This window comes from Pseudoalteromonas sp. CO109Y (assembly GCF_004208935.1).
GTDB lineage: Bacteria > Pseudomonadota > Gammaproteobacteria > Enterobacterales > Alteromonadaceae > Pseudoalteromonas > Pseudoalteromonas shioyasakiensis.
The window spans coordinates 100,387-120,847 of sequence record NZ_SGPD01000032.1; the positions used below are offsets into that span (position 1 = coordinate 100,387).

A 20,461-nucleotide genomic window follows, 5' to 3' on the forward strand; every position below is an offset into this window, starting at 1 on the left:
ACAGAATTTTTATAGGTAGACAGAGATGATTACAGTTGCACCACAAGTAAACCAAGCGAAAAGCGCGGCAAAGCTAGATTTAGATAACCTAACTGCAGAACAAACAGCGTTAGAGATTAAAGACTTAGATCTATACTACGGTGATAAACAAGCGCTTAGCGGCGTAAATATGAACATCCCAAAAGGTCAGGTAACAGCATTTATCGGTCCATCGGGTTGTGGTAAATCAACACTTTTACGTTGTATCAACCGTATGAACGACCTTGTTGATAGCTGTCGTATCGATGGTGAGATCTTACTACATGGTCACAATATCTATGATAAGAATGTAGATGTTGCTGCACTACGAAGAAATGTCGGGATGGTATTCCAACGTCCTAATCCATTTCCAAAATCAATCTACGAAAATGTCGTTTATGGCCTACGCTTACAAGGTATTAAAGAAAAGCGTAAACTAGACGAAGTGGTTGAACAATCTTTACGTGGCGCGGCATTATGGGATGAAGTTAAAGACCGTTTACACGATAGTGCATTTGGCCTATCGGGTGGTCAGCAACAGCGTCTTGTTATTGCTCGCTCAATTGCTATCGAGCCTGAAGTACTACTTCTGGATGAGCCTACATCGGCACTAGATCCAATTTCTACTTTAGTTATCGAAGAGCTAATTAACGACTTAAAGAATAAGTTTACCGTGGTAATTGTTACTCACAACATGCAACAGGCTGCTCGTGTATCAGACCAAACTGCGTTTATGTACATGGGTGAGTTGATTGAGTATTCAGATACCAATACGTTATTTACAACACCAAGCAAGAAGAAAACAGAAGACTACATTACAGGCCGCTACGGTTAGTTAATAAAGTCACTTGGTACCGTAAACGAAATTTATAGAGGTAGACAATGGAACATAATATCAATAAACACATTTCGGGCCGCTTTAATGAAGAGCTTGAAAATGTGCGTAACCATGTATTAAACATGGGTGGTTTAGTTGAGCAACAACTAAACAGTGCACTGGATGCTGTTAGTAATGGTGATGCCGATCTTGCACAAAAAGTTCGTGAAAACGACTACAAAGTAAATGCAATGGAAGTGAACATCGACGAAGAATGTACACGCATTATCGCTCGCCGTCAGCCGGCAGCGAGTGACTTACGTCTTGTAATTGCTATTGCAAAAACAATTGCCGATTTAGAGCGTATTGGTGATGAAGCTGAGCGTATTGCTAAAGTTGCGCTGGACTCATTCACAAAAGATCAGCAAGACCTACTGGTGAACATTGAAAACATGGGTCGCCAAGTATCGAAAATGCTTCATGATGTACTTGATGCATTTGCACGTATGGATGTGCAATGTGCGTTTGAAGTACATAAAGAAGACGCCAAAGTTGATCGCGAATACGAAGCAATTACCCGTCAAATCATGACATATATGATGGAAGATCCACGCTCAATCCCGAAAATTATGGATTTAGTGTGGTCAGTTCGTTCATTAGAGCGTATTGGCGACCGTTGCCAGAATATTGCTGAATACATCATCTATTTTGTTAACGGCAAAGATATTCGTCATACATCTCAAGAAGATATCGAAAAGTCGCTGTAAATTTAACCGCAACTTTTCATTATTAAAACGAGCGGCCTTTGGCCGCTTTGTCTATTATTGGTGATGTAAGGCAGAAAAAGCGTTCACAATCGAACACAATGCTGTAAAATTCGCAGCTGCCAAAGCATACTAATTTATAAAGGGTCAGTTATGCCTACAAATGCATTTTTAGGGGTTTTTGCTAAATCACCTATTAAGCCTATGGAAGATCACATTAAGAAAGTACATCAAGCAAGTAAAGCATTGATCCCTTTCTTTAATCACGTGTTTAAAGAAGAATGGCAAGAAGCGGAAGAAATCCGTCTAAACATTCGAAATTTAGAGCGTGAAGCTGATGAAATGAAACGTAACATCCGCCTTCAACTACCTCGTGGCTTATTCATGCCAGTTGAGCGTACCGATTTGCTAGAGCTTGTTACTCAACAAGACAAAATTGCTAACAAAGCAAAAGATATCGCAGGTCGTGTAGTTGGTCGTGAGATGATCATACCTACCGAAATCCAAACAGATTTCCTTGCTTATGTAACTCGTTGTGTTGATGCGACTAAACAAGCGTCAAAAGCAATCAATGAGCTAGATGAGCTGCTTGAAACGGGCTTCAAAGGTCGCGAAGTGACTTTAGTTGAAAAAATGCTCGTTGAATTGGACGCTATTGAACAAGACACGGATGACATGCAGATCAAAATTCGCCGTCAATTGCGCGCCATCGAAAATGAACTTAACCCTGTTGACGTTATGTTCTTATACAAGATCATTGAGTGGGTAGGCGAGCTTGCAGATATTGCAGAGCGCGTAGGTTCTCGTCTTGAGCTGATGTTAGCTCGTTAATTAAAAATCAGTTCAAACACGAAAAAAATTAAAGGTTCACACAATGGATATCATTGCAAATTACGGCACGTTATTGGTTTTAACTGCCGCCGCAGTCGGTTTCTTCATGGCTTATGGTATTGGTGCAAATGACGTTGCCAATGCGATGGGTACATCAGTAGGCTCAAAAGCACTTACAATTAAACAAGCAATCATCATCGCGATGGTGTTTGAATTCGCTGGCGCATACCTTGCCGGTGGTGAGGTTACATCTACAATCCGTAAAGGGATTATCGATGCCACGCCGTTTATGGACATACCTGAGTTAATGATACTCGGTATGATTGCCGCGTTATTCGCTGCAGGTAGCTGGTTATTAATTGCCTCTTTCTTAGGCTGGCCAGTATCTACCACTCACTCAATCATCGGTGCCATCATTGGTTTCGCATTAGTTGCAGTAGGTAGCGAAGCAATCCAATGGAACAAGGTAATGGGTATCGTAGGTAGCTGGATTGTTACCCCTGCTATCTCTGGTTTTATTGCTTATTTGATTTTCATGAGTGCGCAAAAACTTATTTTTGACACTGAGACACCACTTAAAAATGCTAAGCGTTTCGTACCTATCTATATGGGTCTAGCGGGCTTCATCATGTCGCTTGTAACAATCAAGAAAGGCTTAAAGCACATTGGTATCAACTTAGGTGCTGTTGAAGGCTATGCCCTTTCTATCGCGATTGCTGTTGTAGTTGCAATCATCGGTAAGATTGCGATTGCTCGCCTTAAAATTGACCCTAAAGCTGACAAAGCAATGCAATTCAACAACGTTGAGAAAGTGTTCGCAGTACTAATGGTACTAACGGCATGTTGTATGGCTTTCGCACACGGTTCAAACGACGTTGCTAACGCAATCGGTCCACTAGCTGCTGTTGTAAACATTGTTGAGCACAACGGTGAAATCGCTAAGAAAGCGGCTATCGCATGGTGGATTTTACCACTAGGTGGTTTAGGTATTGTTGCTGGTCTTGCTATTTTAGGTAAGAAAGTAATTAAAACAATCGGTGAAGGTATCACGCACTTAACACCAAGCCGTGGTTTTGCTGCTGAGCTTGCTGCTGCTTCTACAGTTGTTATCGCATCAGGTACTGGTTTACCTATTTCTACTACGCAAACACTTGTAGGTGCGGTTTTAGGTGTAGGTATGGCACGCGGTATTGCAGCACTTAACATGGGTGTTGTAAGAAACATTGTAGTTTCTTGGGTAATTACATTGCCAGTTGGCGCAGCCCTTGCTATTGTTATTTTCTATGTACTGAGAACTGCCTTCGGGGTATAAAAAGTACTAAAAGACTTTTAGCTTGAAAAGATCTCAATGCCTTAGGTATTGGGGTCTTTTTATTTGCAGGTAGAGAATGAATAACTTACCAAGTATTAAACAACTACAGTATTTATTAGCAGTCCACCAACATCAACACTTTGGCCGCGCAGCAAGCGCCTGTTTTATCGGTCAATCAACCTTAAGTAGTGCAATTCAAAACTTAGAAGAAACCTTAGGTTGCCAGCTTATAGAGCGTGAAAACCGCAGCTTAATGTTTACCGCAATTGGTGAAGAGGTTGTCGAAAAAGCACGTAAGATTATTGACGACACCCTTAGCCTTAAAGAGCTGACAAAAAGCTTTTTAACGCCTTTAAGTGGCACACTAACGCTTGGTGTGATCCCGACGATTGCCAGCTTTATTGCTGCGCCTTTATATCATTTCTGCAAACAGACCTTTACCGAGTTAGAGCTAGTCTTGGTTGAAGACACCAGTGACAAGCTACTCGATAAACTTGAGCATGGCCAAATTGATATGGCATTACTTGCTTTACCGTATGACACTGAAAAGTTTCATACCCAAGTACTCGCTAAAGATCAGTTCAGCCTAGTGCACCATAAAGATTATACACCAGCAGATGGCGTGGAAGACTTTAACCTATTACCAGATGCGAGTGTGTTCTTACTAGAGCGTGAGCACTGTATGACAGGCCACGCGTTAAGTGCCTGCCATTTGAATCGCTCAAGCTGTATTAACCCTTTTGAAGCGGCAAGCTTACATACCTTATTAAGTATGGTTGAACACCAGCTTGGTGTTACCTTCTTACCGCAAATGGCTATCAATGCCGGTATTTTAGATAAAAAAGATATGGTTGCTACGCCATCACAAGGCGATGCATACCGAGATATTGGCATTGTGTGGCGTAAAACCACAGGCCGGATCAGAGACTTTAGGCTGTTTAGTCAGCAACTAGAGCTGTTTCTTAATAAGCAGTGTAGCTTAGACGGTCAGTGTGACAACGAATAAAACCTCTAAATAAAACCTCTAAATAAAACCCCAAATAAAAATATTTGGGGTTTTTTATTATTTAAGCAAACTATTTTTTTCCTTCCCTCGACTAACATAATAACAAAACCATTAAAGGCAGATCAGATGACGAGGCTAGCGTGTTTTTTCAATCACTTGAGACACTAATTGCTAAAGCGCAACAGGGCAATAAACGGGCCTGGTTGAAATTAGTCAAGCAGCACGAAACACAGGTATATAACTATTGCCTAAGGATGTTAAGTCACCCTGATGATGCAATGGATTTAATGCAAGAAGTGTTTATTTCTGTTTATAAAAGCTTGCCGAGTTTTCGTGGTGAATCGAGTTTTAATACTTGGCTCTATCAAATTGTGCACCGGCGTAGTGTTGAATATTACCGCCGCCGTAAGCTGCATCAAGGTTTAGATGGTATACCAGAAGAAAGCTGCGAGCATAGTGAGTTAGAAACCAATCAACTGCAATCTGAGCAGCATCATGAACTCAAAGCAATGATGAACAATTTACCCTGGGAGCAACGCTTGGTGGTGGAGTTAAAGTTTTTTCAGCACTGTACATTTGAAGAAATCGCTGAGCAATTAGGTATTTCGACCAATACAGCTAAATCAAGACTATACAGTGCGCTTGGTAAGTTAAAAGTGCATTTGGAGGCCGTAGATGGCTAATTTAGATTCATTATTTACCGCATGGTTAGAGGGCGAAAGCCTCACTGATGAGCAAATTGCGTTGTTACAAGCCAATGCTGAGTATGCATCAATGATGAACAATGCAATGCAGTGGCAACAGCAAAGTCAACATTATGAAACAGTGCCCGTACCAAATTGGGATCGAGAGTCTACGATGCCGAAAGTGCAAAAACAAAGTCTGTTTTTTGGTGCTGGAATGTGGGCAGTGGCTGCTTCAATAGTATTTTGCGCATGGGTTTTTGTTAGTAATCCACAGCAAGGAAATCAGCAGTTACTTGAGCAAGTGGCCAAGCAAACCAATTTACTAGAGTCACAACAAAAGCAAATTGATCAGTTGCAAAACATCATTACTGCGCAAAACGAAGTGCAGCAACAACAGATGTACCAACTGGCCAAAGAAGCAATAAAAACTGGGCGAGTCGAGCGCCAAGAAGATATTGCCAGCGTACTTGCATATATAAAGACGCAGCGCGCCCAAGACCAAGCGTACTTACGTATGCAGTTAAATGATTTAGCAGAGCAAGTGGATGGCGGACCATTGCCAACCGTTGCCAACAATTTGGAGTATTAAGATGTCAAAATACAAATCAACTACGGCAGCCTTATTGCTTTGCACAGCAGTAAGCTTACCGGCACAAGCAAGTGATGAATTAGATAAAATTCAGCGTGAAGTCGGGATCATGGAAAAAATCCTCTCAGCGGCGTTAAAACAAGATACCGATAACAAGGTAAGAAATGTGTCTTCGAGTTATTTGCAGCATCAAGGTGTGGTGTTTAGCTTTGATGTACGAGGCAGTTCGCGCTGGTCTACAGTGTTTGCCTCTGTACCCGATGCGCCGCTGCCACCTATGCCAGATATCGACTTTGAAGAACTAACTGAAATCGAAGTGTTAGGCGAACATGTGCAAGTGATCAGCGATGCAGTAGTCGTGAAAACGCAAGAAGCCTATCAGCAAGCCATGGAAGTGATGCGCGAAAGCGCAGAGCGAGTACGTGAAGTTGCTGAGCAAGAGCGCGATGTGAGCCGTGAAATCCGTGATCTTGAACGTGAAAAGCGTGACCTTGAATTTGACCGTCGCCACGATAAAGATGCCAAAGAGCAAGAGCTCGAGAAGCGTAAACAAGCATTGCAAGCATCGATTAAAGAGCTTGAAAAGCAGCAGCAAAAGTTATCACAAAAGCAGCAACAAATGCGCAAAGAGTTAGCCGAGAAAAAACAAGCTCGTGTAAAAGAGCAAAAGCAACAGCTGGCTTCTTTAGCTAAGCAAGTAGATAAGAGCTTATCACTGACTTTATGTGATTATGGTAGCGGTTTAAGAAACCTGCCTAACGATGAACATGTGAGCTTTATCATCCGTGGTGTTAGCGAAGGTAAAACTGAGCAAGTAAAAGTATTTAAAAAGTCAGACATTAAAAAGTGTGTGGTTGGCGATATAAAAGCCGCGCAATTACTCGAAAAAGCATCAACTTATAGTTTTTAAATTCTCCCAACTAAAAAGCAGCCTAAAGTGGCTGCTTTTCATTCATTGAAAATGGTTTTAAATCGGGTAAAAACAACAAGTAAACCCACACGACTAAGTTAAAGTAAGGTACTAAACCTAGCCCTGTAAATGTTTTTACCGGATACCCCTTAAAGGTCGCATTACGGTAACATTGATACGCTATCCCTAGATTCACAATCAGCAACAAAACGATTAGTTGTGTCATCACTTTTCTCCTTTATACCGCCAATAGATGGACTTAACGATGTTAAGTCATACTCAGTATGTTTAATGTAATAAGCAATGTCATGTTTATTATAGATAATCACTATAAAAACACGACATTTTATCTTGCTGTGGATTTAAGTATAGATGAGTATTGTCAGTATGGAAGTTTAAAAACTAAGAAAAAATGTTTAAAAATGTATTAAATTTAGGCTTTTTAAGGCTAGATATTTGTTAGTTAAAAAGATTATTTTCAGATATTTTTTTCAGCTCGTCGCTAATTTTTTCAACCGGTACTGGGCGGGCAATAAAGTAGCCTTGACCATAGTCGATACCAATTTCTTTTAGTGCTAAGAATATTTCTTTGTTTTCAACATATTCAGCAACAGAGCGCTTATCAAGCGAACGGCTAATATCATTAATCGCTTTTACAAGCGCTAAATCGATTGGGTCGTTCAACATGTCGCGAACAAATGAACCATCAATTTTTACGTGTTGAGCCGGTAACTGTTTAAGGTAATTGAAGGTACTAAAGCCAGTACCAAAGTCATCAATAGAGAAGTGACAGCCTAAGCCGTTCAAACGCTCGATCATGGCACGGGTTGCAACTAGGTTGTTAATACTCGCAGACTCGGTGATCTCAAAAATAATGCGTGTTGGTTCAACATTGTATTCTTTTAAGCTCGATTCAATGTGCGGCAGTAAACGTTCATCTAAAAACGACTGTGCTGATAAGTTAATTGCGACTTGGTTAAGCTCTGGGTACTCGGCAACGCTCTTAATAGCATTACGAATAACACATTGGTCCATCAAGAAAGTATCGTTTAGAAGCTCTAAAGCAGGAATAAACTGATTAGGGTAGATGAGTTCATTATCAAGCTTTAAGCGTAATAGCGCTTCAAAGTAGGCGACGTGGCCGCGTTTAAAGTCCCAAATCGGTTGATAGTGCAGTTCGATAGCATCATGTTGTAATGCTTGGCGAATACTATGACCCCATTCAAGACCGGCTTGTAAACTATTGTGATGACTATCTTCTTTTGAATAACAGTGTACTAAGTTACGGCCTAAGCTTTTTGCTACATAAAGGGCGATATCAGCTTGTTTTAAACACTCACTTGGGTCGTTATTTTGCTCGGTGATTTGTGTTAAACCAATTGAACAGCTAATTGAGTACTCTTGACCTTCTGAATGAAAGCGGTGCTTTTCAATCGCCATACAAATACTTTCTGCCACCAAGTGTGCATCGAGTAAGTTAGTATTTTTTAAGATCACGGCAAATTCATCACCACCGATGCGGCACACTAAGTGCTCATCACTAATATTCGCAGTGAATAACTGGGCAACTTCTTTTAAAACGATGTCACCTTGTTGGTGACCTTTACTGTCATTGATGATTTTAAAGTGATCTAAATCGATATAAATCAGCGCGTGCTCTGTATCGTTACTGGTGTATTGTGCTTTACAAATACGTTGTAATTGTTGGTCAAAGTAGTAACGGTTATGGAGCTCTGTGAGCGTATCGTGCAAGGCTAAATGACGAAGTTGTAACTCTGCCTGCTTACGCTCATGAATGTTATCTATGGTGGCGGTAATAGTCGCTGAGTTTTGGCTGTTTTTAATCAGCTGTAAGCGACACTCAACCCAAATGGCATTGCCATTTTTATGTTTTAGCTGGATCTCTACCTGTTGCTGTTGCTCACCACCATGCAGAATACGCTGAATGGTATCTTGTAGCTTTGTTTTACACTCAGGTAAACAAAAGTCAGTTAATGACTTTGCTAAACTAGACTTAATGCCATAGCCTGTTAGGTGCTCCCAGGCAGGGTTAATAAAGCGAATATTACCCTCTTGGTTAAACTCAAGTACCACAGTATTTAGATGTAATAAAATACGTTGGTGGGCAGAAAACAGCTCTTTATAGCGGCTTTGACTTTGGCTTAGTTGCTCTACTTTTTGCGCAAACTCTGCATAGCTCACCATGAAATCTTCACGACGGGCAGCGTGGTCACACACTTTACTCAATAACGAGTGATCGTAAGGGGCGCGAATAAAATCAGTAACGCCAGAGAGTAACAACTGCTCAGCATAATCTGCATCATTGTTATCAATGATAGTTACAATCGCTTGCTTTGGGTTGTGTTGTAATATTTCGCTAATTAACCCAGCTGCGGTATCAGAATGAGATTCGGTGGCGTCAATCAATACAATGGCAAATTTTTGCTGCAGATAGGTCGCAAGTGTCGCTTTTGTTGAAGTGGTATGGGTTATCGCGAAGCTAAGTTTTAACTGTTCGCTGATATCTTTTGCTTTACGGTTATCGGTTTCAAGTAGTAATAAATTAAGACGACTACTTTTTTCAAGGTGAGTTGATAATACGTTGGCAAGCACTTGCGGCAGCATATCTTGGCGCTCAAATGGCAATACTGCATCAATGCCATAGCTGCGCGCTGTGGTTTCGGCTATGCGTTCACAATAGATTGGTGGAGTAAGTAAAATTGGTGTGTTTTTTGGTGTTTTTAATAACCCTGAACGGATCATGCGCGAAAAGCGCCAACCATCAATCTTACCGACCTCAAGGCCTGTAATGATAATATCCACCGGGTGGCTTTTAAGAATTTTAAGCGCATCTTGAGAGTCACTGGCTTCGATAAACGTGAAGACATTAAGCTTGTTTAATGTGGTCTTAATTGTTTCACGCTCAGCAACGCTCGCGTTCAAAATTAGCAGCTTTAACTGCTTTGCCATGGCGCTACTACCTCTTACTTAACCCATGTTTAGTGAATAAGCTAGAATAATGACATTTTGCCTAATCTACAAGCAAACTTTACCCAAAAGCGGTTAATAAGTACTTAAGTTTGTAATCCTTTAAGCTAGTACCAAGTTGACGCAGGGCTTTGCTTGAGGTGGTGGGCGTATCAGAGTAAACTTGGCGCGTTTTTATTAATGAGAGATATGCTCTATGCGCGTAGCTGATTTTAGCTTTGACCTTCCTGATGAATTAATTGCTCGTTTTCCTAAAGCAGATCGAACTAGCAGTCGTTTACTGACGCTTGATGGCCCATCAGGCCAAGTTGAGCATAAAGTATTTAGTGATATTTTATCGCTCGTTAATGAAAATGACCTATTAATTTTCAATAACACCAAAGTGATCCCTGCTCGCATGTTCGGGCAAAAAGAGTCAGGCGGTAAGCTTGAAGTGTTAGTAGAACGTGTACTCGACGAACACCGTGTTCTTGCGCATGTGCGAGCTAGTAAATCGCCAAAACCAGGCTCAAAAATCATTCTTGAAGGTAAAGCCGAAGCAATCATGGTTGCGCGTCATGGCGAACTTTTTGAGCTTGAATTTGCCAAAGACGAAAATGTATTAGATATCCTAAACGACATCGGTCACATGCCATTACCACCTTATATTGACCGTCCTGATAACGAGTCAGATCGTGAGCGCTATCAAACTGTATACGGTGAAAAACCAGGTGCAGTTGCAGCGCCAACGGCAGGCCTGCATTTTGATGATAAATTAATGGCAGCCTTAAAAGACAAGGGCATTAACATGGCCTTTGTGACCTTGCACGTAGGTGCAGGTACCTTCCAGCCTGTGCGCGTTGACTCAGTTGATGAGCATGTTATGCATTCAGAGTACATCGAAGTACCAGATGAAGTGGTTAAAGCGGTAGCCGAAACGAAAGCAAAAGGTGGTCGTGTCATTGCTGTAGGTACTACATCAGTTCGCTCATTAGAGTCAGCTGCTAAAGTGCATGGCGGCAAACTAGATACTTACTTTGGCGATACCGATATCTTTATTTACCCGGGTTATCAGTTCAATGTGGTTGATGCCATGGTGACAAATTTCCACTTACCTGAATCAACGTTAATCATGTTAGTCAGTGCCTTTGCAGGTCAAGAGAACATAATGGGTGCTTACCACACGGCTATTGAGCAGCAGTATCGCTTCTTTAGTTATGGTGATGCGATGTTCTTAACGCGCAAATAACAACAAATAGTTTATACCCAAGCCTCCTCAAAGTGCAGAATTCAGCGTTTCACAGGTGCTTAATATCAAGGCGTTACTTTGCAAGAATGGCAGTCCCTTTTAAGAAGTAACAACGATGAGAGTGAGTGCCTGTGAAGCGCCCAAAGGGTTGGTTTAAAAGCGATTTATACTGCGTTATTGATTTTAATAATAGAACCACTATTACTTGCAATCAATGCCTTGCCTAAATCGCTTTTAATTCCAACTGAAACTCGCATCTTGAGGTGGTTTGGGTATATAGAGCCCAGTTTTTTAACTGGGCTTTTTATTTTCGAATTTAGCCCAATTTATAGTAATAAACCCGCAAACAGGGTAGAATCGAGCGGTTAAATTATAGCTTGTTGGACTGTTTTTCCGACACTGAGGATAATATGAAATTTGAATTAGACCGCACTGACGGTAAAGCGCGCCGCGGCCGCTTGATTTTTGAACGTGGTGTTGTAGAAACACCAGCATTTATGCCTGTAGGTACTTACGGTACTGTTAAAGGTATGACGCCTGACGAAGTGAAAGATACTGGTGCACAAATCTGCCTAGGTAACACTTTCCACTTAATGTTACGTCCTGGTACAGAAATCATTAAGCAGCACGGTGATTTACACGACTTCATGAATTGGGATCGTCCAATTCTAACTGATTCAGGCGGTTTCCAAGTATTCAGCTTAGGCGCAATGCGTAAAATCACTGAAGAAGGCGTGATGTTCAGTTCACCAGTTAACGGTGAAAAAATCATGCTTTCGCCAGAAAAAGCGATGCAAGTTCAGCGTGATTTAGGTTCTGACATCGTGATGATCTTTGACGAATGTACGCCATACCCTGCGACAGAAAAAGAAGCTAAAGATTCTATGGAGTTATCACTTCGTTGGGCTAAACGCTCAAAAGAAGGTCATGGTGATAACCCAGCTGCGCTGTTTGGTATTATCCAAGGTGGTATGTACCCTGAGCTTCGTGCACAATCACAAAAAGGCCTAGAAGAAATTGGCTTTGATGGTTATGCATTAGGTGGTTTATCGGTTGGTGAGCCGAAAAACGAGATGATCAATATTCTTGATCACTGTGCTTACAAAATGCCAGAAGACAAGCCTCGTTACTTAATGGGTGTTGGTAAACCAGAAGACTTAGTTGAAGCCGTTCGCCGTGGTATCGATATGTTTGACTGTGTAATGCCTACGCGTAATGCCCGTAACGGTCATTTATTTGTAACTGGCGGCATTGTTAAAATCCGTAATGCAGTACATAAAACAGACACCGGTCCACTGGATCCTGAGTGTGATTGTCATACGTGTAAAAACTATTCACGTGCATACTTGCATCATCTTGATAAATGTAATGAAATCTTAGGCGCACGTCTAAACACGATTCACAACTTACGTTATTATCAACGCGTGATGGAAGGCTTACGTAATGCCATCAGTAATGGCAAACTAGACGAATTTGTTGCAGATTTTTATGCACGCCGTGGTCAAGAAGTGCCAGAGCTTGCAGATACATCAGATTAAATTTTTAGAAAAATTAAAGAGGAAGTGAAATGAGTTTATTCATCTCAAACGCCCACGCAAGTGCGGCAGGTGCAGCACCAGCAGGTGGTGGCATGGAAATGCTAATCATGTTGGGTATTTTCGGTCTGGTATTTTATTTCTTAATCTACCGTCCACAAGCTAAGCGTGTAAAAGAGCATAAAGCCCTAATGAGCGCAATGGCGAAAGGCGACGAAGTACTAACGCAAGGTGGTTTAGTAGGTAAGATTGCTAAAATCGCTGATGACAAAGACTTCATCGTGATTTCATTAAACGACCAAGCAGAAGTAACAGTACAAAAATCAGCTGTTTCTGCAGTATTGCCAAAAGGCACTATGAAGTCGCTATAACAATAAAAATAAGGACTCACACGTGTTAAACAAGTTTCCATTATGGAAGTATTTACTTGTTCTTGTAGTGTTAGTCGTTGGTATTTTATATGCCTCTCCAAATTTGTATGGCCGAGATCCGGCCATACAAGTATCGGGCACTAAAGGTACTGATGCTGACCTCAGCGTACTCGATAAAGTAAATGCGACTCTCAAAGAACATAACGTTACTGTTAAATCAAGCAAACTTGAAGACGGACAAATCCTCGTTCGTTTTAAGAATGTTGAAGACCAACTAAAAGCGCAAGATCTACTGCGTGATTCCCTTAGTGAAGATTATATCTCTGCAATCAATATGGCGCCTGCTCAACCAGAGTGGTTAAAGTCATTGGGTGGTAACCCAATGAAACTAGGCCTAGATTTAAGCGGTGGTGTTCACTTTACTATGGAAATCGACATGGCGACGGCGGTTGATACTCAGCTTGAGCAAATGGAACAAGATTTCAAAAGTGACTTACGTGAAGAAAAATTGCGTTATCGTACTATTCGCCGTGTAGCGAACAGTGAGCGATTACGTGTTGAAATGCGTAACGAAGAAGATAAAGATGCAGCAGAGCGTTTCTTATCAACTCGTTACCCATTAAACGTTTACGTTGATGATAGCAGCAGCGACAATGCTTTTTTTGCCAGCATGAGCGAGCAAAAGCTTAAAGAGATTCGTGACTACGCTATCAAACAAAACGAAACGATTATCCGTAACCGTATTAACCAAATCGGTGTTGCAGAGCCTAACGTACAGCGTCAAGGTGCTGAGCGTATCATCGTGCAGCTTCCGGGCGTACAAGATACAGCGCGTGCTAAAGAGATTCTGGGTGCAACAGCAACACTAGAATTCCGCGAAGTTGACGAAAATGCAGATGCTAGTGCAGCCCTGCAAGGCCGTTTACCGCCAGGTACAGAAATGATCATGGCGCGTGAAGGTTACCCTGTGGTACTTAAGCAGCGCATCATTCTTGAAGGTAGCCACATCACTGGCGCGCAATCAGGTATGGATGAGTATCAACGTCCACAAGTTAGCATTACGCTAGACAGCAAAGGTGGCGCAAAAATGAATGCGTTCACTAAGCGTGCTATCGGTAAACGCATGGCAACGGTATTCATTGAATACAAGCCATCAGGTAAAACAGATGAAAACGGAAAAGCACTTCCACCAATTAAAGTTGAAGAAGTGATTAACGTAGCGACGATTCAAGCACGTCTTGACCGTTCATTCCGTATTACTGGTATCGATAACCCAGCTGAAGCACATAACCTAAGCCTATTACTTCGTGCCGGTGCACTTGTGGCGCCAATTCAAATCGTTGAAGAGCGCACAGTAGGTCCAAGCTTAGGTCAAGAAAACATTGAAGCAGGTATGACAGCGGTTGTGCTTGGTTTTGTGTTTGTTCTTGTATTTATGCTTTTCTATTACAAAGGTTTCGGCATGGTGGCAAATTTGGCACTGGGCGCAAACTTAGTATTAATCGTCGGTGTGATGTCGCTTATTCCTGGTGCAGCGTTAACGCTACCGGGTATTGCTGGTATCGTATTAACCGTCGGTATGGCCGTTGATGCCAACGTACTTATCTTCGAGCGCATTCGTGAAGAACTTGCTGATGGCCGTAGTCCACAACAAGCCGTTCACTTTGGTTACGACAGCGCGTTTAGCACAATTTTAGATGCTAACATCACAACGCTTATCGCAGCAGTGATCCTATTTGCAGTGGGTACTGGTCCTATTGCTGGTTTCGCAGTAACACTAGCGATTGGTATTATCACCTCTATGTTTACAGCTATTGTTGGTACCCGAGCGGTAATCAACTTATTCATTGGCGGTAAACGTATTGATAAGTTGTCGATTTAGGAGTCAGCATGCAAATTTTAAAACTCGGTGGTAAAACACTCCCGTTTATGAAGTTAAGAAAGTTTGCCATGACATTATCAACTTTGTTGATTTTGGCTTCTTTCGTGTCGTTTTTTACTAAAGGCTTGAATTTTGGTCTCGACTTCACTGGCGGTACCGCTGTTGAGGTAGGCTTTACACAAGCACCTGATCTTAAAGAAGTACGTGATGCAATCACTGAAAGTGGCTTTGAAGATTTTTCGGTGCAACTGTTTGGCTCAAGTAAAGAAATTTTAGTGCGTCTTGCTCCGCAAGGTCCTGGCGTAAAAGCAGAAGTAATTGGTAACCAAATCATTACGGCATTACAAAAAGTTGAGTCGACAGTAGAAATGCGTCGTATCGAATTTGTTGGCCCAAGTGTTGGTGAAGATCTAAAAGAGCAGGGTGGCCTTGCCATGTTAACTGCACTTATCTGTATCTTAATTTACGTTGCGTTTCGTTTTGAATGGCGTTTTGCGGTAGGTGCTGTATCGGCACTATTACACGACGTTATCATCACATTAGGCTTATTCTCAGTACTTGGCCTAGAGTTTGACTTAACGATTCTTGCGGCTATTTTGGCGGTAATAGGTTACTCACTGAACGATACTATCGTTGTATCTGACCGTATCCGTGAAAACTTCCGTAAAGTGCGTATTGATGACACGATTGAAATTATCGATATCTCATTAACGCAAACGTTAAACCGTACCCTAGTAACATCAATCACCACTATTCTAGTATTGATTGCGTTATTTGGCTGGGGTGGTCAAACGATCCACGGTTTCGCAACGGCATTACTGTTTGGTGTGTTCATCGGTACTTATTCATCTGTTTATGTTGCTTCAGCTGTAGCAATTGCAATGGGTGTAAGTAAAGAAGACTTAATTCCAGAAGTAATTGAAAAAGAAGGTGCGGATCTCGATCCTATGCCTTAATAAGTGATACAAAAAGAAACCGCCCTAATTAGGGCGGTTTTTTTATGGGAGACATTATGAAACACCTGATGTTTAGCGTGTTTATACTTTTAATGCTTAGTGCTTGTGACGATAAGCCTGAGCCAGAACAGACTGATGTGCAGCAAATACCTGAGGTAACACTTCAGCAGCAGTTCGACAGCTATAAAGGGTTGGCTTGGCAAGTTGTAGAAGCACTACAAAACCAATCAACTGCTCAGCAATTACAAGAGCTGACACTTAAGCTAATTACTTCATCAACAGGTTTGTTCTTAAATCTAAAAGCACAGTTGCCAGAGTGTGAGGCAAGCTTGCAAGCGATGGCAGACGCTACAGAGTTTCAGCAACAACAAAGTGATGATATAGAGGCGTTGAAGAATGTAATAACAATTAATGTAGAGCCTGAACTACCTGAGTTTGCTGCACCAAGCTGTTATCACGCACAAAAGTTATTACTTAATCCGCTCGCAGTTTATAAATTTGCGCAACAAGCTGATTTAGCACAGAGTGATTACCAAAAAGCTAAATTAAAAATGACAGATAGTTTTGCCCGCATTAAGCAACTTGAGCTGATCACCACTATTGAGTAATCTGCACTCGTCATAGCCTTGCCATAAAATTGTCATACAAGGTTGATAATTTACCGACCTATTTGTATTACTAACGCTAGGTGTAAGGTGAACGCACAACTACAGCAGATCTTAGATAACAGTGCAATTGAGACCTTGTTTCAACCTATCTTTGATATTTCTAATCAACATATTTTGGGTTATGAGGCATTAAGCCGCGGCCCGAAAGGGTCTGAGTTAGAAATGCCGAGTGCATTATTCAGTGAAGCTATTGCTTGCCATAAGATCTCTGAATTAGAGCTACTTTGCCGCAGTAGAGCAATTGAGAACTTTGTTAAACTCAATTTACAAGGCAAGCTATTTTTAAATGTAAGCCCTAAAACCTTACTTGACCCTTGCCATCCTAAAGGTGAAACATTACACCTAGTTGAGCACTTTGGCCTAGCAACTAATCGGGTAGTAATTGAAGTTACAGAACAAGAAAAAGTCGATGATGGCTTTTTATTGTTAAAGACCATTGCCCATTATCGTGAGTTAGGCTTTTCGATTGCCATTGATGACTTAGGGGCTGGCTATTCGGGCTTAAAGCAGTGGTCTGAGTTATGTCCTGAGTTTGTAAAAATAGACCGCTACTTTATCGACCACTGCGATCAGAGTGTGGTTAAAAAAGAGTTTTTAAAGTCAATTATAGAGCTTGCAAAAGCCACCAATACGCAAGTTATCGCAGAAGGCATAGAACGGGCAGAAGAGCTTCGTTTACTCGAGAGCTTAGGTGTGCAACATGCACAAGGCTTTTTACTCGAAAGGCCGAGCTTACAGCCAAGTTACGAAATTAATATCCACTGCTTAAAACACTTAGAGTCATCAGATAATAGCAATGCATTTGAGCAATCTATGGCGATTGGCTGGTTGGCAGTCGAGCACGCCAGCATAGAAGCAACAACCCGCTGTAAAGATGCCCACAGTATCTTTGAGCAAGATAAAAGCTTAACGAGCTTGGCAGTACTTGAACACAATATTCCTGTTGGTTTATTACACCGAGATCAACTCACTGAAGTGTTTGCTGCTCCCTATGGCCATGCACTTTATGATAAGCAACCAGTTACTTCTTTAATGGATAAACAGCCGTTAATCGTTGACGAAAACGAGTTACTCGATACGGTGAGTCAGCAAATTACTGAGTTTGAGTTTGATATTCGACGCCACATTGTTATCACCCGAAGTGGTGAATACTTAGGTTTGGCGCCTTTGCGTAATATCTTAAAACACATTACCGAAGAAAAAATCCGCCATGCACAACATGCCAACCCGCTTACTATGCTGCCGGGTAATGTCGCAATTAACGAAGCAATTGAGCTGAGGCTTCGTAATAATTATCCGTTCTCACTCGCATACGTTGATTTAAACCACTTTAAACAATTCAATGACCTGTACGGTTATGCCAGTGGTGACAGCGTTATAAAATTACTTGCTGAAGTCATCGTAGAGGCCTGTAGTACTAGCAAAGGGTTTGTCGGGCACATTGGCGGGGATGATTTTATGGTCGTGTTTGATAAAAATGATGCAGAGCAAGTGTGCCATGACATCATTAATAAATTTGAGCATCAATCTCGCGCATTTTTTACGCCTGAGCATATTGAGCAAGGGGGTTATTGGGCAAGTAATCGAGAAGGTAAAAAGCAGTTTGTGCCACTACTTACATTATCAATCGGTTTAGTTAAGCCTGATTTAGAGTTATGTATTAACAGCCACCAAGTTGCAGCGCTGGCAACTGATGCGAAAAAAGAGGCCAAGCGTTATCAGAGTAGTCATTTGTTTGTATGTAAACGTAGCCGACCAGCCCCCGCAGTGGTGCGTTTAAGCAGCCAAAAAGATGAAGCATTCCCTATTAGTTCATGAAGAAATTTTAAGTTCGCTTAATTTTACTTGTGTCCCTGTTTAACTGGGTGTAGCTTAAAAAAAACACATAAACAAAAATAACAATGAAGCGACTATGTAGTGCAATCCTAGTATTGCTAAGCCTAGGATACAGCCTTACCACAGAAGCTAACAATGTGGTCAATTTAGCGATTGAACAACGCCCACTGTATAAACGCGATTATTATCTTCATGAATTGCTGGCAGCGGCTTTACGCGCCAGTAATTATCAAGCAGAAATCAACGAAGTTCTGGTTCACCCTCATCAACAGCGCACTTTGCTAATGCTTGATGAAAAGCAAGCCGATGTGTTTTGGAGTATGACAAGCCCCGAGCGAGAACACCTTGCAATAGCAGTTAAAGTACCTTTGTTTAAAGGCTACATTGGTAAACGCGCATTACTCACTAAGCGAGCGCTTTTACCGCGTTTTAAAGATGTAAAAACGAAACAAGATTTAGCGCAGTTTAGTGCCATTCAAGGCCATGATTGGCCCGATACTAAAATCCTTGCGCAAAACGGCTTAACTGTCAGGCCGCTGGCAAATTACCAGGCAATGTTTAGCTTAGTGATCAGAGGGCGAGTTGATTATTTTCCGCGCTCGTTCATTGAGGTTATTTCTGAAATGGAACAAATCAAAAGTGACGAGCTGGTTATAGTGCCTGACCTTTATATTAGTTATCCAACAGCATTTTACTTTTTTGTTAGTAACCACAAGCCTGAATTGGCAGAAGCTCTCTTAAAAGGACTCAAGGTGATGAAAAGCACGGGCGAGTTTGAGCAATTATTTGCCAGTTACTTTGCTGAAGATTTGGCAAAGTTGCCATTTAAAGAAGGTGAAGTCATAGAGATAAAACTCGACAACGATTATTTTCAGCCATAAAAAAAGGAGCCTTAGCTCCTTTTTTGCGTTTTTACATTACAACCGCTATTAGCGAAGTAGTGACTCAGTTAACACTGGGCGAATTTCACGAATGATTGCTTGAGTTAACTTAGGTGCACCACAAATGATGTTGCCGCTTTGGTTGTAGTTAATACCACCTGCGAAATCAACAACCATACCGCCTGCTTCTTTAACTAAAAGCTCGCCTGCTGCTGTGTCCCATGGCTTAAGGCCAATTTCAAAGAAACCATCAACACGACCGGCTGCAACATAAGCCATATCTAATGCAGCAGAACCTGCACGGCGGATATCAGCAGTGTGCACGAAAAGTGCTTTAAACGCTTCAGAGTATGCGTCTAAGTGGTGCTTTTGTTTGAATGGGAAACCAGTTGCAAGTACAGAACCTGCTAACTCGTTAGTTTTAGTTACGCGTAAACGCTTGCTGTTAAGCTGTGCGCCTTGACCACGTGATGCTGTGAATAATTCACCACGGATTGGATCATAGATAACAGCTTGGTCTAAACGACCTTTAACTTTAAGTGCAATAGATACTGCGAAATGAGGGATACCCTTGATGAAGTTAGTTGTGCCATCAAGAGGGTCTACAATCCATTGGTAATCTGCATCTTTACCTTTATGCTCACCTAGCTCTTCACCTACGATAGTGTGATCTGGGTAAGATTTTAAAATGGTATCACGAATTGCGGCTTCAGCTTCTTTGTCGATGTTAGTCACTAAGTCGTTAGTGCCTTTTTGTTGTACATCAACTTTTGATAAATCTTCACTTGCGCGAAGTAAAATTTTGCCTGCGTTACGCGCAGCGCGAACCGCAATGTTTAACATTGGATGCATAGCATTACCTTTGGGTTGTAAAAGAACGAATATATTTAAGCCGGCGTATTCTAGCGATTTCTAGCGTAAAGTAAACAATAAACTCGAATAAATTAGTTTGATTTTTGTACAGTTCTGATTTTGTTGTTGATTTAATTTCAGAAGAAGTGGTTAGTCGTCAGAAGTTAGATATCAGTGGCCCGAGTGGATTTGGTATCTTGATGGCTCCAACAAATATATAATGATAATTGTTTATAAGGAGGTATTGCATAAAGTTGATCTGACTCCATAAAAGTAGACACCTTTTTGGAGTCAGTAATCATGAAAGTAAAGTCACAGCGTAGATATTCCC

The 20,461-nt window shown here is 41.5% G+C and carries 19 protein-coding genes; 16 read left to right on the forward strand and 3 right to left on the reverse strand.

Going from position 1 to position 20,461, the window contains the following annotated elements:
* Positions 1–25 precede the first annotated feature (25 nt).
* The 8 genes from pstB to EXT43_RS13875 all read left to right on the forward strand — a co-directional run bounded on the left by pstB (position 26) and on the right by EXT43_RS13875 (position 6,933).
* The gene (pstB, locus tag EXT43_RS13840) at positions 26–853 is read left to right on the forward strand and encodes a phosphate ABC transporter ATP-binding protein PstB (protein ID WP_062566615.1); all 828 of its coding nucleotides are present in this window, start codon (positions 26–28) and stop codon (positions 851–853) included.
* Positions 854–900: 47 nt separating this feature from the next.
* A complete protein-coding gene (gene phoU, locus EXT43_RS13845; RefSeq protein WP_054563528.1) occupies positions 901–1,602 on the forward strand; it encodes a phosphate signaling complex protein PhoU in 702 nt (233 codons plus the stop codon).
* A 150-nt stretch (positions 1,603–1,752) separates the two neighbouring features.
* Positions 1,753–2,430: a TIGR00153 family protein gene (locus EXT43_RS13850; RefSeq protein ID WP_054552477.1), complete on the forward strand. Its 678-nt coding sequence runs from the start codon at positions 1,753–1,755 to the stop codon at positions 2,428–2,430.
* A 43-nt stretch (positions 2,431–2,473) separates the two neighbouring features.
* Positions 2,474–3,742: an inorganic phosphate transporter gene (locus EXT43_RS13855; RefSeq protein WP_058583939.1), complete on the forward strand. Its 1,269-nt coding sequence runs from the start codon at positions 2,474–2,476 to the stop codon at positions 3,740–3,742.
* A gap of 76 nt (positions 3,743–3,818) precedes the next feature.
* Positions 3,819–4,748 carry a hydrogen peroxide-inducible genes activator gene (locus EXT43_RS13860; protein WP_063528173.1) on the forward strand — a complete coding sequence of 310 codons (930 nt, stop codon included), beginning with the start codon at positions 3,819–3,821 and terminating at the stop codon, positions 4,746–4,748.
* 140 nt (positions 4,749–4,888) lie between these two features.
* Complete coding sequence (locus EXT43_RS13865) at positions 4,889–5,431, forward strand: RNA polymerase sigma factor (protein WP_063528174.1); 543 nt, start codon at positions 4,889–4,891, stop codon at positions 5,429–5,431.
* A complete protein-coding gene (locus tag EXT43_RS13870; protein ID WP_062566612.1) occupies positions 5,424–6,023 on the forward strand; it encodes a hypothetical protein in 600 nt (199 codons plus the stop codon). The genes EXT43_RS13865 and EXT43_RS13870 overlap by 8 nt, the downstream gene beginning before the upstream one ends.
* Before the next feature lies 1 nt (position 6,024).
* Positions 6,025–6,933, forward strand: coding sequence for a hypothetical protein (locus EXT43_RS13875; protein ID WP_063528176.1), 909 nt, complete (start codon positions 6,025–6,027; stop codon positions 6,931–6,933).
* A 22-nt stretch (positions 6,934–6,955) separates the two neighbouring features.
* Here the strand turns inward: EXT43_RS13875 and EXT43_RS13880 are convergent, their stop codons facing one another.
* Both EXT43_RS13880 and EXT43_RS13885 read right to left on the reverse strand, forming a co-directional pair.
* Complete coding sequence (locus tag EXT43_RS13880; protein ID WP_054563535.1) at positions 6,956–7,159, reverse strand: hypothetical protein; 204 nt, start codon at positions 7,157–7,159, stop codon at positions 6,956–6,958.
* Between the two features lie 233 nt (positions 7,160–7,392).
* On the reverse strand, positions 7,393–9,903 hold the full coding sequence (locus EXT43_RS13885; RefSeq protein WP_130167226.1) for an EAL domain-containing protein: 2,511 nt from the start codon (positions 9,901–9,903) through the stop codon (positions 7,393–7,395).
* Positions 9,904–10,117: 214 nt separating this feature from the next.
* Here EXT43_RS13885 and queA point away from each other — a divergent pair, with 214 nt between their 5' ends.
* The 8 genes from queA to EXT43_RS13925 all read left to right on the forward strand — a co-directional run bounded on the left by queA (position 10,118) and on the right by EXT43_RS13925 (position 19,278).
* Positions 10,118–11,149, forward strand: a complete 1,032-nt coding sequence (gene queA / locus EXT43_RS13890) for a tRNA preQ1(34) S-adenosylmethionine ribosyltransferase-isomerase QueA (protein ID WP_054563537.1) — start codon at positions 10,118–10,120, stop codon at positions 11,147–11,149.
* Between the two features lie 410 nt (positions 11,150–11,559).
* The gene (tgt, locus tag EXT43_RS13895; protein WP_058583935.1) at positions 11,560–12,687 is read left to right on the forward strand and encodes a tRNA guanosine(34) transglycosylase Tgt; all 1,128 of its coding nucleotides are present in this window, start codon (positions 11,560–11,562) and stop codon (positions 12,685–12,687) included.
* Positions 12,688–12,716: 29 nt separating this feature from the next.
* Complete coding sequence (gene yajC / locus EXT43_RS13900) at positions 12,717–13,055, forward strand: preprotein translocase subunit YajC (RefSeq protein ID WP_036973302.1); 339 nt, start codon at positions 12,717–12,719, stop codon at positions 13,053–13,055.
* 22 nt (positions 13,056–13,077) lie between these two features.
* Positions 13,078–14,937, forward strand: coding sequence for a protein translocase subunit SecD (gene secD / locus EXT43_RS13905; RefSeq protein WP_130167227.1), 1,860 nt, complete (start codon positions 13,078–13,080; stop codon positions 14,935–14,937).
* A gap of 8 nt (positions 14,938–14,945) precedes the next feature.
* The gene (gene secF / locus EXT43_RS13910) at positions 14,946–15,893 is read left to right on the forward strand and encodes a protein translocase subunit SecF (protein ID WP_063528501.1); all 948 of its coding nucleotides are present in this window, start codon (positions 14,946–14,948) and stop codon (positions 15,891–15,893) included.
* 56 nt (positions 15,894–15,949) lie between these two features.
* On the forward strand, positions 15,950–16,501 hold the full coding sequence (locus EXT43_RS13915; protein ID WP_130167228.1) for a hypothetical protein: 552 nt from the start codon (positions 15,950–15,952) through the stop codon (positions 16,499–16,501).
* 87 nt (positions 16,502–16,588) lie between these two features.
* Entirely contained in the window at positions 16,589–18,379 is a 1,791-nt protein-coding gene (locus EXT43_RS13920) for a GGDEF domain-containing protein (protein ID WP_130167229.1), read from the forward strand.
* A gap of 83 nt (positions 18,380–18,462) precedes the next feature.
* Positions 18,463–19,278, forward strand: a complete 816-nt coding sequence (locus EXT43_RS13925) for a transporter substrate-binding domain-containing protein (protein ID WP_130167230.1) — start codon at positions 18,463–18,465, stop codon at positions 19,276–19,278.
* Positions 19,279–19,326: 48 nt separating this feature from the next.
* On the opposite strand, the gene suhB is transcribed toward EXT43_RS13925, so the two are convergent.
* A complete protein-coding gene (suhB, locus tag EXT43_RS13930) occupies positions 19,327–20,130 on the reverse strand; it encodes an inositol-1-monophosphatase (RefSeq protein WP_054552496.1) in 804 nt (267 codons plus the stop codon).
* Positions 20,131–20,461: the final 331 nt, after the last annotated feature.